This window comes from Spirosoma sp. (assembly GCF_048594605.1).
Lineage (GTDB): Bacteria > Bacteroidota > Bacteroidia > Cytophagales > Spirosomataceae > Spirosoma.
Map to the genome: position 1 here is coordinate 1 of NZ_JBMDWV010000049.1, position 13,535 is coordinate 13,535.

At 49.1% G+C, this 13,535-nt stretch carries 14 protein-coding genes; 8 read left to right on the top strand and 6 right to left on the bottom strand.

Annotated elements, in window-relative coordinates; genetic code table 11:
* Nucleotides 1–721: 721 nt before the first annotated feature.
* The 3 genes from ACOJS8_RS02875 to hemF all read left to right on the top strand — a co-directional run bounded on the left by ACOJS8_RS02875 (nt 722) and on the right by hemF (nt 3,151).
* Nucleotides 722–1,204, top strand: a complete 483-nt coding sequence (locus tag ACOJS8_RS02875) for a hypothetical protein (RefSeq protein ID WP_420147024.1) — start codon at nt 722–724, stop codon at nt 1,202–1,204.
* Between the two features lie 368 nt (nt 1,205–1,572).
* Nucleotides 1,573–2,199: a helix-turn-helix domain-containing protein gene (locus tag ACOJS8_RS02880; RefSeq protein ID WP_420147025.1), complete on the top strand. Its 627-nt coding sequence runs from the start codon at nt 1,573–1,575 to the stop codon at nt 2,197–2,199.
* A 22-nt stretch (nt 2,200–2,221) separates the two neighbouring features.
* Nucleotides 2,222–3,151, top strand: a complete 930-nt coding sequence (gene hemF / locus ACOJS8_RS02885) for an oxygen-dependent coproporphyrinogen oxidase (RefSeq protein ID WP_420147026.1) — start codon at nt 2,222–2,224, stop codon at nt 3,149–3,151.
* Between the two features lie 177 nt (nt 3,152–3,328).
* Here hemF and ACOJS8_RS02890 read toward each other — a convergent pair whose 3' ends face one another.
* The 5 genes from ACOJS8_RS02890 to ACOJS8_RS02910 form a co-directional block, all read right to left on the bottom strand.
* Nucleotides 3,329–3,535 carry a hypothetical protein gene (locus tag ACOJS8_RS02890; RefSeq protein ID WP_420147027.1) on the bottom strand — a complete coding sequence of 69 codons (207 nt, stop codon included), beginning with the start codon at nt 3,533–3,535 and terminating at the stop codon, nt 3,329–3,331.
* Nucleotides 3,536–3,690: 155 nt separating this feature from the next.
* Nucleotides 3,691–4,374 (bottom strand): LytR/AlgR family response regulator transcription factor, encoded by a 684-nt coding sequence (locus ACOJS8_RS02895; protein WP_420147028.1) that lies wholly within the window; start codon nt 4,372–4,374, stop codon nt 3,691–3,693.
* A gap of 6 nt (nt 4,375–4,380) precedes the next feature.
* Nucleotides 4,381–5,409, bottom strand: a complete 1,029-nt coding sequence (locus tag ACOJS8_RS02900; protein WP_420147029.1) for a sensor histidine kinase — start codon at nt 5,407–5,409, stop codon at nt 4,381–4,383.
* A gap of 10 nt (nt 5,410–5,419) precedes the next feature.
* A complete protein-coding gene (locus ACOJS8_RS02905; protein WP_420147030.1) occupies nt 5,420–5,845 on the bottom strand; it encodes a DUF2846 domain-containing protein in 426 nt (141 codons plus the stop codon).
* The gene (locus ACOJS8_RS02910; protein ID WP_420147031.1) at nt 5,845–6,594 is read right to left on the bottom strand and encodes a hypothetical protein; all 750 of its coding nucleotides are present in this window, start codon (nt 6,592–6,594) and stop codon (nt 5,845–5,847) included. Before ACOJS8_RS02910 ends, ACOJS8_RS02905 begins: the two co-directional genes overlap by 1 nt.
* Before the next feature lie 262 nt (nt 6,595–6,856).
* Between ACOJS8_RS02910 and ACOJS8_RS02915 the strand changes: the two genes are divergently transcribed.
* Nucleotides 6,857–7,348: a hypothetical protein gene (locus tag ACOJS8_RS02915; protein WP_420147032.1), complete on the top strand. Its 492-nt coding sequence runs from the start codon at nt 6,857–6,859 to the stop codon at nt 7,346–7,348.
* Between the two features lie 351 nt (nt 7,349–7,699).
* Nucleotides 7,700–7,984 carry an osmoprotectant transporter permease gene (locus ACOJS8_RS02920; RefSeq protein ID WP_420147033.1) on the top strand — a complete coding sequence of 95 codons (285 nt, stop codon included), beginning with the start codon at nt 7,700–7,702 and terminating at the stop codon, nt 7,982–7,984.
* A 155-nt stretch (nt 7,985–8,139) separates the two neighbouring features.
* Here ACOJS8_RS02920 and ACOJS8_RS02925 read toward each other — a convergent pair whose 3' ends face one another.
* On the bottom strand, nt 8,140–11,100 hold the full coding sequence (locus ACOJS8_RS02925; protein WP_420147034.1) for a protein O-mannosyl-transferase family: 2,961 nt from the start codon (nt 11,098–11,100) through the stop codon (nt 8,140–8,142).
* 340 nt (nt 11,101–11,440) lie between these two features.
* On the opposite strand from ACOJS8_RS02925, the gene ACOJS8_RS02930 reads away from it, so the two are divergent.
* The 3 genes from ACOJS8_RS02930 to ACOJS8_RS02940 all read left to right on the top strand — a co-directional run.
* The gene (locus ACOJS8_RS02930) at nt 11,441–11,677 is read left to right on the top strand and encodes a 4a-hydroxytetrahydrobiopterin dehydratase (protein WP_420147037.1); all 237 of its coding nucleotides are present in this window, start codon (nt 11,441–11,443) and stop codon (nt 11,675–11,677) included.
* A gap of 72 nt (nt 11,678–11,749) precedes the next feature.
* Nucleotides 11,750–12,502, top strand: a complete 753-nt coding sequence (rsmI, locus tag ACOJS8_RS02935) for a 16S rRNA (cytidine(1402)-2'-O)-methyltransferase (protein ID WP_420147035.1) — start codon at nt 11,750–11,752, stop codon at nt 12,500–12,502.
* On the top strand, nt 12,495–13,535 hold a 1,041-nt coding region (locus tag ACOJS8_RS02940), incomplete at its 3' end, for a DUF4105 domain-containing protein (protein ID WP_420147036.1). The genes rsmI and ACOJS8_RS02940, both read left to right, overlap by 8 nt.

Here is a 13,535-nt window from a genome sequence, read left to right on the forward strand (position 1 = left end):
ATGGCCCAGCCCGGAATCTTGCCGGAAGCGGTTGTAAATTGATCCGCGTTCTGATGACCGGAACTTTGATTTTTCCGGGAAAAATAGACTCCTACGGCCACCATGCCGACCAGATAGAGGCCAATAACAAATAGATCAATAACGGGTAGCGATTTCATTATTACCGAGTGCGTTCATATTGTAAAAGCCGCCTTCACTTATTTATACCAACGGATTCAGCGCAAATTATTTTTGCCGCAGGCTTGAGTAGCCGACACACACGTAGCATTTCTGCTGCTAATCGGCTCGTATTCATCTAAAATAGATACTATTTTTATCTGCAAAATTTTTAAACTTAAAATTATTTATAGATGGAGAATTGGAAAGAGCGGATTTAAAAACAAAACGTAAAAAGGATAGATCCATGAAAAGTACATACATGATACGGCAGGAAATTTATTGGATTTTTAGCGAACCGGTAAACCTGTTGCCTGCTGGATGCGGACTCGATTAAATACAGTCTTTAAAAATTCTTATAGATGCTTAGTAAGATAGGCACAATAGTTACTCAACAAGGTGCCCGCATAAAGTCCATTCATTCAATCATAAATAGGTAATCAGAAACAAGCCAACGGATGAGTTGCTGAAAATTTACAGCATATTTATTGTTGTTTTATTTTTTATAATTCATACGCTTATATTTGCGCGAAGTCGATATCCAAAAAATAACATACGTCGTCGAATGAAAGCAAAACAAATTCGATTCTTCTCGCCGGATGAGAATAGCGAAGAAACAAAGAAAGTAAAGAAAAGTACGGTTAAGGCAGAGCCCATTAAGGGCTATGTTTCCGCAGCGGGTAAGCTTGTTTTTCCAGATAAAGCGATTGCTCAGATAGGGTTAGATCCAGAGAATAAGCGTTTCAAGATCGGCACGCAGGAAGGCAAGCGTAAAATTAAGTCACTCTTTCTAATTCCAGGCACTGAAGGCGAAGAAGAGACATTCGAATTGTCGAAAGGAGCAAAAAGTCACAGTATTTCATTGGCTTATATTCTACAGAAAGGGGGTATTGATTACGCCAAGGAAAAGCATGAATTTATTGTAAAACCTTTTGATTATGAAGCAGGTATAACTGGATTTGAATTGAAACTATCTACCGATGCCCCTAAGCCGGAATACACCGGTAAACCACGTGGACGCAGGCGCCAGGCATCTGTATCGGAATAACGTACCTGTTAAAATTATGCATGTTCACTTGAATTGAAATATACTTTTGACTAGTAAAAAAGCGGGCCACTTGTCCGCTTTTTTGTTGCCCGGTCCAGGCATATGACAAAGTTATGCGTTCAGTTTTTTGGTTTTTATTTTTAAAAAAGCTTCGCCACAATTTGTGCGTTATAATGAAAATAGGCTGAACTATTTATTTGATATTAATAATGGTTCATATTCGATAAATAACGTTGATACAAAACAAGTTTGTCTGAGCAAGGGAACAGCTCTGCTAATTTTAGCGCTTTTCGCATAATCTTCCGCTATGGTTATAAGCGGCTATCAAACTAAAGCTAACAAACCTTTTCATACTTGGTTTTCTGATTATGACTCGAAACCAACTGGACGATTTAATAAAACAGGGAGAACATACTCGCTTAGAATTTAAACGACATCTTTCGTCGGCGCCACGTATCGCCCGCACACTGGCCGCTTTTGCCAATACGTCGGGAGGAACATTGCTGATTGGCATTGGTGACGACGGAAAAATTATGGGGGTTCAATCGGAATTTAGAGAAGTCGGTAAAATAGAGGATGCAACCGATCGATTTGTAGAACCAGCCTTAACGGTCAGTTATGAAACAATAGCGCCTGATGGTCGGGTTGTGTTAATTATTACCGTTTCCGAAAGCGATGAAAAGCCGCATTACGTGAAAGACGAATCCGGAAAACGGACGATATATGTCCGGGCAAAAGATAAATCAGTACCAACCAGCAGGCTGATTATTACACCAGATATGGATAACTCTGAATTAGTTCGGTCGCCGATGGCGCGGACGCTGATTCAATACTTGCGTAAAAATGAGCACATTACGTCCGATCGTTTTGCGAAGCTTATCAATATTTCGGACTACCGGGCCTCCAAAATTCTTCGCCAGCTGGCCGAGCGTGGGTTATTGCTACTAATTGATAAACCGCGCCCAGTGCGATACGCCCTGAAACTGGCAGAGTAATCCGTACCGTATCTTTGCGATTATGACAACTTCAGAACAGGCGATTACCAAAGAAACAATCACCGCGTTTTTCATGGATCTGCAGGACCGCATCTGCCAGGCGCTGGAAGAGGCCGATGCAGATGGTCAGCAGCCGGCCGTACGGTTTCGCGAGGACACGTGGGAGCGGCCAGGTGGGGGTGGGGGCCGTTCGCGCACTCTGACCAGGGGGAACGTCATCGAAAAAGGGGGTGTGGGGTTCTCGGCCGTGCACGGCGAAGCTACCGACGCTACGTTACGTACCTTGCAGCTCAGCGAACCCGCCGAATTTTATGCAACAGGGGTTTCCATCGTCCTGCATCCGCGTAGCCCAATGGTGCCGATCATTCACATGAACGTTCGGTATTTTGAGATGAGCACGGGGCACAGCTGGTTTGGGGGGGGGATCGATCTGACGCCCCACTACGTAGTAGATGAGGATGCCCGCTGGTTCCATCATACCATCAAAACGGTTTGTGATCGCCATGATTCGTCCTACTACCCAACGTTTAAACCTTGGGCTGACGACTATTTTTATATTCCCCATCGACAGGAAACGCGGGGTGTCGGCGGTATCTTCTTTGATTATCTCAAGCCAGCTGACGCCAGCCACAAAGCCGAGCTGTTTGCCTTTGTACAGGACGTGGGGAATGCTTTTGCCCCGATTTATACGCACTTCATGCATCAGAATCGGAACGTACCGTTTGGTGAGGCCGAGAAAAACTGGCAACTGCTACGTCGGGGGCGTTACGTGGAGTTTAATCTGGTCTGGGACCGGGGAACGAAGTTTGGTCTCGAAACCAACGGACGTACGGAGTCCATTCTGATGAGTATGCCGCCACAGGCCAACTGGATTTACGACTTCCATCCCGACCCCGATAGCCGGGAGGAACAAACACTACGTTTGCTGCGGAAGGGCGTCGACTGGGTGTGATACGGAATACCGTTGCGAATCGGCGGAAAACGAAACTAAGTGAACCTGTCTATTAATTTCTACCGATTCGCAACGGTACCGCTTTGCCCTGCGTATGGAGAAGAAGATAAGCTTTATTACATGGGTCAAACATGTCAGTTCTTCTGGAACTGACATGTTTTGTTTGATCCTATGTTGTTAGGATTTCGCGCCGGTTTCTTCACCGCTGTGTAGCTTCGTGAGCTTCGTTGCATCAAAATCCTCTTCTTTAGGGTTGTCTTCGTTGCTGCTTTCGCAGGTAACTGTACGGCCATCGGCACTAACGGATTTAACGGTCATCGGTGCGCTGCCATCGAGCAGGGCAACCTGATCGCCGGGCTGAAATTGGGTGGGAGTCTCTGCCATTGTTGTAAGGTTTATCTGGGTTATTCCTTTTACCCGTAACCAGGCTTGAGGTTCTCTGGTTTTTGATCCTTCCAAATAAATAGAGACAGTGAGGGTATCGTTTCTTTGCTCTGGACGGGCAAGAGCCTGGAATGTCTGGCTTGTCTTACCACACTTTATTTTCTTAGCAGGCGCTGTTCCAGCGATTGCCGGTAGCTGGACGCCAGCGGAATGGTAGCCTGGCCAACCGTTACCTGATGTCGCTCCAGCTTGCGGACGGCTCTGAGGGCTACTACGTAGGATTTATGCACCCGAACAAACTGGTCTGTCGGCAACATTGCCATCATTTCGGTTAGGGTCATTCGCGTACTCACCTGCCGCGACTGCTCGTAGATGAAAAGCAGATTGGTGTCGGAATGAATGTACAGCACATCACTCAGATTGACACGAACCCAGTCGTAGCCGTCTTTGACAAAAATACTCGATGGCTCTCCCTGCTGAAGCTGCTGCTGGGTGTAAGCCCGATTGCAACTGTGCAGAAATCGGCTAAAATCAATGGGTTTAAGCAAGTAATCAAGGGCATTCAATGCAAAACCTTCCAGCGCATAATCGGCATAGGCGGTCGTAAAAATGATGGGCTTCCGGAGAGGAGCGACCAGCCTGGCAAAATCGGTTCCGGTTAAATCGGGCATTCGGATATCCAGGAAAATCAAGTCGACCCGTTGCGTGTGCAAATGCGTCAATGCGTCGGTGGTGTTCAGAAAGGTATGGGTCAGCTCCACAAACGGCACTTTGTCGGCGTATCGGCTCAGCACATCCAGCGCTGCGGGTTCGTCGTCAATGGCAATGGCACGTAGCATACAGGATTATAGGTCTATCCGTAACGTAACAGTAAACAGTTTATCGGTCTGTTGAATGGTCAGCTCGTGCCGGTCGGGATACAGCAGCGCCAGCCGCTGACGGGTATTTTTGATGCCGGTTCCCGCTCCGCCTTTCTGGTTCGCAGCCGACCCCAATGTATTAACAACCCGCATTCGTAATTGTCTGTTTTCAACCGCTACGTCTAAATCCAGCCGGGAAGGCTGCTGGAAACTTAGGCCGTATTGAAACATATTTTCGACAAACGGAATCAGCAGCAGGGGAGGCAGTTGCGCGGGTAGCCCGTCCCAATCGAGTTGTGTGCGTAACTGTAACGTATCCAGGTCCGGGAGCCGGGCGCGTTGAAGCGCCAGGTATTTCTCCAGAAACTGAAATTCCTGCTCAATCGAAATCAACGGACGCGCCGATTCCTGTAACGTAAACCGCATAATGCTGGACAATTGCTCAATCTGATCAGCAACAAGCTGATTATCGGACCGTTGGGCTTCGTTGAAGATCGTATTGAGAGCGTTGAATAAAAAGTGCGGGTTGATCTGCGCTTTCAGGGCTGTCAGCTCGGCTTCCGTTTTTTGTTGAATCAAAAGCTGTTGCTGTCGGCGGGTTTGCAGAGAATCGGCGATAAAACCATAGAGACTAATCAGCCCCATCAATAACAGCGTTACCAGTATGTTTTCATCGACGAAGGTTGGCTCCCGATCCGTTCGGACTTGCAGGGCTTCAAACAGAAGCCAGCTTAGTGCGGCTAGCCAACTCCAGTAATAGAATCGGGTTTTCGCCGAATGCATCCACCGGCGGTAAGCAAATCGATAGTTCAGATAAGCCAGCGCACCGATGAGCAGCAACAACAGAAGCCAGCCGAGGAGATACCGGAGCAGACTGCCCAGATCAGGCAGTTCCTGAACGAGTTGTGGACCGACTAGCCGGTAGAGCAGCCAGCCCCAGTACGTAAGCAACGCCGTCAGGACGATGACAAACAACAGGGGACGTAGCGATACGGGCACAATTCGTCGTTTCATGAGTATCAGTCTAATCGGGCTGCTCCGAAGGACTAATGGCTTCGGGTTTCATTCGGCGTAGCTCCTCGCGTGCCTGCTGGGCATCGACGGGCGCCATAATCATCTGCGCACTCATAAAGTCAACCTCTACGGCTGCTTTAACGTAATACGTCTGGCCAGCCTGTACCCGTATCCAAAGCGGTTGGCTATCCGAAAAATAATCAGAGGAAAACTCAAGTTTTACTCGACCGGGCGGCAGCGCCAGCTGAACGTATCGGTTGGGCGACAGTTTTCCTCTCTTCTGATCGTTAACCTTGAACGGGTAAGCCTTTCCCAGCCCCGAAATAAACTCTTTTTCGCGGTAAAGAATCAGCTGGGCGGGTTCCGTCTGGATAGGCTGGCCGTGCACGTTTCCAGCCCATAAACCCATCAACAAAGCGAATACAAACGGTCTCATTACTGGGGAGATTTCTGTTTGTTCCGGGAAAGATAGATGCCCAGCTGAAAATAGAACTGGCTAATCCGGTCTAGTGGGGCATTTGTTAATTGATAGGCGTCCGATTGCCAGGCTCGTGGCCGAAAACTGCGTCGATAACCAACCCGGCCGACCAGCTGGAGCGTTTCTTTGCGCTTTTCCCGCTGCGCCATCTCCAGATTAACATTCCAGTAGTCGGTGGTTAAATACAGAGAGGATACGGTGCCGGGAGGAGTGTAGCGCAGGATATCCTGAAACGCAACCGGCTGATTCGTAGCCCGGAACAGGCTGTATTCGTAGCGGAAACTACCCACACCCGCATTCAGAAAAAACCGCCGGTTGCGCCCGTTTGCGATGTCGTAACCCAGGAATATATCCAGGCCACTCATGTCTTTGGGCCGGGCAACCAGGGTGGATCCAGTCTGATTTGGCGGTAACAGATTCTGGCTAATCATCAAAAGAGTGTGAAGCGTGACCTTAAATCGCTGACGACGATAACCCATGCCCGCGACAAAAAACCTGTCCATCTTCTTGTTAAACTCCGCCTGATTGTCGCGAAAAAAGGCGTTCATGTTCGCAAAGCGCGTAATGGCAAAGCCGTATCCCAGCTCGAACATGAACCCCGACCGGAAATTGCTTTTCTGAGGAAAAGGGGTCACTGCGGTTGAATCGACAGACTGACCCCAGGCCGGAGCGGTTGTGAGAAGAGCCAGATAGAGGAAGCGTTTCATACGTAAGTAGCGTTAGAATTATTAACTTAAAAGAAACGCTACGCTACTACGTATGCAACTGCGCGTGGGTAATGGCTTCAAGTTCGTGGCTAAACCCGCAAACTTTGTGATGTATGTTCAATCAATTCATAAAACCTGAAAACTAATTCGACTGGCTAAAGACGTAGCATCGGCTTCCAGTTGATTTACTTTTTTAATGAAATTTTCCATTAGAATTGCACAATGACGTTGTTTAATGAGTAGTCAGAAAAGCTCAACGATCATGTCTATCTTTCTTCAACTCCGTCGGGTTACGCATCGCGTAACTACTTTGGGTTTATTAGCCGGGTTTATAGCTTGTAAACCGCAAACCAGTGATCCTGTGGCTGACCCTGAACCGGCTGAGGCTATTTCTGGGACGTATCAGGCCACAACATTTACACAGGGGAGTTCGCCCGAGCGGTACCCCGTCAATGGCCAGACAGTCACTTTACAACTCAAACGGGTAAGCGCTACATCGGTGCAGGTTGACGTTCAGGCAACGGCGAACGGGAAATACTCACCTGGCCAGAATTTATCGTATCCGGATGCGGCTATAACTAGTCAGAAAGCAAGTGATGGTACGATCACGTATGTTGTAACGCTGGACCCCAGCACCGAATGCGGCTACAATACCTTATACGTTTACACACAGAATCGAATGGACTATAATTTTATCCCGCCAGGGAGTCCCCGCTGTAGTGGCGCGAAAATTCGACTCGAAAAACAGCAATAAACAGTCTTGTCCAGCCAAGAGCTGAAATCGGCGTAACTTCAGGGAATGCACTAAGAACGTTTAGACCAATCCGATTTATTCTTTTATAAGAGCCACCCATGCTGAAGAAAATTCTTGGGTAGCAGGCCGCTACGTAGCAGTTCAGGGTAAGCAATAGGCTACACACTCGTACGGTCAGGGAAGAAAACGGAGCCAACAGCGAACCCGGTCCGCTCCGTTACACCGTTTGTTATTGCTCAAAGGCCACCAACTATTAATTCGGGCTGGCGTTCCAGACTTACACGTATCAATTTCGCCATGCGGACGACAGCGTCCACTGAACTAATTTCACCTTTAACTGATACGTAACGCATGGCTTTGTTCTGGATTTTATGGGGTATCGATGCCGTCATCACCCTCGTTTTTGTTGTTTTCTACTTCATCGGGCTAAGTGATGGAACTGTCTCGTCCGAAAATGGGGGCTTGTGGAGTCTTATACTGGCAGGTCTGGGGACTCTTATGCTGGGTACTTATTGGTTGCAGATGAACCAGTATGGCATACTGGCAAAGATTCTGTTAATCATTCCTGCCGTTCCTGGGTTTTTGTATGGCTTATTTCTGCTGCTCGTAGTCATACTGAAACCTCGATGGAATTAAGGACTACTGTGCGGAAAACGGTCATTCCGAACATACGACTAGATTCGGAATGACCGTTTCGGCTTAGTATCGCTTAACTGAACGTAACAGCCACTGTGTTCTTTCGCTACGTTCAGCGGAGCAACGGATCGAGATGCTTAAAATGATGGTATGAATTAACCCAGCGCATTTAGATGCTTCTGAAAGATGGCTTCGTAGCGGGCGGCTGCAACGGGTTGATTGGCCTGTTCACAGGCTTCGACGATGGTTTGAAGCACATACAAATCCGTGTTGGTGTTGCTGAACTGCCCCTGTCCGGTTCGGGCGTAGGTAAGATTCTGATCAGCGCGGGTAACCATCGTATCGGCAATGGTGAGCGCTTTCTTAACATCGTTCACCGCAAACAGCAATTGAACGTAGTTGGAGGAAATCTGATCGTAGGGAAGGCTCTTGTCGGGCATAACCGCCAGCGAATAATTGAGCACTTCGCGGGCTTTTTCCGGTTTCGACTCCCGAATCAACTGATCGGCGAGCCGTAAGAACGCCAGCCGACCCGAAATGACGGGCGGCCCTTTGTAGGTCTCGTCGTAATACACGTCCGGGTTATCGAATTCACGCCAATGGGTTTTGTGCATCAACGTATCATACATAATGTCGGAGTTGACGTAGCCATCGGTTGCGCCCGGTATGGCCACTGGCATCAGCCGATAGGCGTACCCTTCTAACTGCATGTAATTCTTGAGATTCAGATAATGCTCGCTGGCTAACGTGCTGGAGAAATAGATCGGCCGTTTCCAGTTGTTGGTTGCAATCATGTCGAGCATAATCAGATCAGGTTTGAACAGATCTTTTTTTCCGATGGTCCACTGCATAGTATCATTTACAAAAGGACGTAACGGTGCGGGTACGAATCCTGCCTGCTCGACTGCTTTTTTATCAACCGGCAGGAATAAGACGGACGAAGGCAGAATGTTGGTCATCTCGCCCGTAGTCAGCGGCACCTGAATCGCTGGGTTATTCGTTTTGACCAGGCCGATATACTGTTTCAGATCAATTCCGCTTTTCACGCCGTCGACTTCGTAAAAAGGAATAATGTCATTCTTGCCCTTGTTAAACTGATCGAACGCCAGCGACATCGGTAATGCATCCGATTCGTATGTTTTGCGTTTCATCTGTTGAATGTACCACTCCGTACCCAGCAGACTCAGGTTACAAACCCGCACATCGCGCCGGAACCCTTCCACTTCCTGTACGTACCACAGCGGGAACGTATCATTATCGCCTTCGGTAAACAGGATGGCATTCTGAGCGCACGAGTTGAGCATGTTCTTGGCAAAATCGACGGAGTGAAACCGGTGATTCCGATTGTGGTTATCCCAGCTTTTTACGCACATCATGACGGGCACCAGCAAACACATACCGATAACGAACTCCTGGCGGAACGTAGCGGATTTGAACCGGGGCAGAAAAGAACGCAGAGCATCGACTATGGCCATGGCACCTAACCCCAGCCAGATCGCGAAAAAATAGAACGAGCCAACGTAGATGTAATCGCGCTCACGGGGTTCGGACGGTGGCGAATTCAGAAAGATTTGCAGCGCAAGCCCCGTCAACAGGAATAATAAACTAACGACCACAAAATCGTTTCGCCGACGTTTGTACTGGAACAACAGCCCGAGCAGGGCCAGCGCAAACGGAAGCATGTAAAAATTGTCGCGCGCTTTGTTCGCTTTCAACAGATCCGGTACGTTCTGATTGGATGTCCACGGGGTTAAAAAACCAGCGCCTTCCTCATCACTCTCGCGCCCGGCAAAATTCCACATCAGGTAGCGCCACCACATATGGTTTAACTGATACGTAAACAGAAACTTCAGGTTATCGCCCATGGTCGGTTTCTGACCTTCAGCCAGGCCCAGTATCTGCCGGTAAAGCTGTGGGTGATTGAGATGGGTGCTGTAAACGCGTGGGAACAGCATCTTATCGCCCGGTGCGTAAATGTATTCGGGGTAATAATCAACAACGACGTATCTGTCCTTATCCCGTTTCCAGATGGGAGCGCCCCGCTTCTGGTCGATGGGACGGGATGTGAATACCGGGCCGTAAAGCAGTGAGCGGCTTTCGTACTGTTCCCGCGCCTGATACGCCCGAAACCTGTTTATGTCGCTGGGATCATTTTCGTTGATGGGCGGATTGAAGCCAGCCCGCACCATAACCTGCATATAAGACGCGTAGCCAATCAGCAGAAACGCTACCGCCAGCAGCGACGTATTCCAGACAACCCGCTGCCGACGTATCGACCAGTGGATGCCATAGCCCAGCGCACTCAACAACGCGAGGGAAAAGACGATGGTACCCATATTGAACGGGAATCCTAACGTATTGACAAAAAATCGCTCAACAGCGAAGGCCAGCGCCGGTAAACCAGGAATTGACGCATTGATAATACCTAATAGAAACAGACCAATTCCTAAGGCCATTATGCCTCCCCAGAATGTTGGTTTCGGCGACTTGTGAAAATAATAGATAAGTGCCAGTGCCGGGAGAATGACCAGATTCAGCAGGTGGACACCAATGGACAGTCCAATCAGGTAGGCAATAAAAATAAGCCAGCGGTTGGCGGCTGCCGCATCATTGATACGTTCCCATTTGAAGGAGGCCCACACCACGATCGCCGTAAAAAACGACGACATACCGTACACTTCGGCTTCTACGGCCGAAAACCAGAACGTATCAGAGAACGTGTAGGCCAGAGCGCCCACCGCACTTGTCCCCAGAATGAGCCACGTATCCGCTGGCGTATAATCGTTTTCTGGTTTTGGTAACAGCTTCTGAGCCAGCAGGCTTATCGTCCAGAACAGAAACAGAATGGTAAAGGCGCTGGCCAGTACCGATGCCATGTTTATCCAGTAAGCAACGCGCGTCAGGTCGCCCAGCGAGAGCATGGAAAAGATTCGGCCTGTCAGCAAAAACAAAGGTGCGCCGGGTGGATGAGGAATCTGGAGTTTGAAAGACGAAGCAATAAACTCGCCACAGTCCCAGAAACTGGCCGTGCGTTCGACGGTCAGGGCATACGTAGCGAAGGCAACGACGAAAGTAAACCAGCCCGCAAGCAGATTCAGGCGTTTGAAGGGAAGCATAAGCGGTAGAAGTTAGCGATATGAAGTTTGTGTAAGAACTCGCCAAAACTACGTAGCGGTGCTGCTGTCTTATGCCGATCGTGTTGTTAAAATCTGTTAATAACTGCCTGTTTTATAGATAATTAACATTTGGTGTATTTCGCTGGAAAATGTTCAATGGGGCCAATTCGATTTTAGGGCAGGATACGTATTATCAGGGAATTTTACTGCCTAAAAATTGAAAGCCACCTTTCTGGCCCTGCACTAATTGAATGCCAGAACGTACCAAAACACCCCCACTAGAAACACTCGCAACCGTCCCGCCGTTTTAGCCATGAGTAACCACCAAACGTATCATTTTATGTGGCAGGAACAGGACAACCAGTTAACCCGCGAATTTCAGTTCGCCGATTTTAGCGAAGCCTTCGCCTTTATGACCCGCGTAGCGCTGATCGCCGAAAAAATGAACCATCATCCCTGGTGGTCAAACGTTTACAATCAGGTGACCATCAAACTCTCAACGCACGATGCCGGCAACGTAGTAACAGACAAGGACCGAAAACTGGCCGCAGCGATCGACAAACTGGTCAACAGCTAAGGGGGCTGGTTGATAGACAGAATCAATCGAACGACTGACGGTTGACTAGCGACTATCCACTACTTTTGCAGCATGAAATTGTTTCTCGTGCCGACACCCATCGGCAACCTCGACGACATTACGCTCCGGGCGGTTAAGATTCTTCAGAGTGTCGATGCGATTCTGGCGGAAGATACGCGCACCTCGGGGGTTTTACTACGTCACCTCAGCATCAGTAAGCCACTGCACAGCTACCATATTTTTAATGAGCACCAGACCGTACAGCGATTGGTTGGGCAGTTGAAAGAAGGGAAAACGCTCGCGTTGGTGTCGGATGCCGGTACGCCGGGAATCTCTGACCCTGGGTTTCTGCTCGTGCGGGAGTGTATCAAAAACGATATTCCGGTGGAGTGTCTGCCGGGGCCAACGGCTTTTGTGCCCGCTTTGGTCAACTCGGGGTTGCCGAATGATCGGTTTACGTTCGAGGGATTTTTACCCCACAAAAAAGGACGCCAGACCCGGCTCGGCGAACTGGCGGGGGAGGAGCGCACGATGGTTTTTTATGAATCACCGCATCGCCTGTTGAAAACACTTCAGCAGTTTTCGGAAATTTTCGGTCCTGACAGACCCGCCAGCGTTTCGCGTGAGCTGACCAAAGTATTTGAAGAAACCCAACGTGGCCCATTGTCGGAACTTATTACGTATTTTGGCCAAAAAACCATCAAAGGTGAGATTGTTGTCTGTGTACAGGGAGAAAGCCGAAAGGACAAAAGCGGAAAGGGGGACGGGGCATCCCGGCGAAAGGGTGAAACTGCTTACGATGATGAGGAGGAAGAAGATGAATAAATTACCGCAGAGCGTCGGGCACGGGGCACGGGATCTAGGGCGTGAATCGATAAACGGGAAGAGGATACGTTGCTTACTACTTTTCCTGTGTTTATCACTCATTATTCATTCGTCATTTGGTCAAAATACGTCCGTTAGTCAAACGCTTTCTCCTTCATCAAAGGTTAGTCTGATCACCTACGGACCTGGTGATGATGATATTTCGTCTGCGTTTGGGCACACAGAAATCCGGATTATTGATCCTTTGCTCGGTATCGACCGGGATTATAGTTACGGTGGATTTGATTATCGAGCCGACTATTTTATCCTCAAATTTCTGCGCGGTACGCTTCCTTATTTTTTGTCGGTTCATAACCTGTATCAGGTCATTTATTATTACCAGCAGAACAACCGGAGCATCCGCGAACAGCAGCTTAACCTGTCACTGGCCCAGCGGCAGCAACTATTTGCCGCGCTGGAGAAGAATTATTTGCCCGAAAATCGTCTGTACCGGTACAAGTTTTACTACGATAACTGCGCCACTCGTCCCCGCGATATGATTGTTGAAGCCTGCAAAGACAGTCTGACCATACCGTCGCGGTCGCGGATGACGGGTAAATCGTACCGGGATCTGATGAACGACTACTTAAATGAGCAGCCCTGGTACCAGTTGGGCATGAACCTCGCGATTGGACAACCCGCCGATGAGCAGACTGACGGCTGGCGCGCCATGTACCTTCCCGACCAGGTGCATGACCAGTTCGCCCGCGCTACGTTACGCCAGGCCAACGGACAGTCCATACCCCTGGTGCAGGGGGAACAAACGATTTTTGCGGCTCAGAAGCTATTTCGTCAGCAGGTGCCGTTCCTGTTCGATCCCGACGTAGTGTTTTTGATTCTGGGCGTGGCGGTGGCGCTGTTTACCATCCGGCGCTACGTAGTGGCTGGCAAAGTCGATCGCTGGCTCGATCGGTTCCTGTTTGGAGTATCGGGTTTTCTGGGCTGGTTTTTGCTGGTGCTGTGGATGATTCGGGACGATGGCGTAACGGCCTGG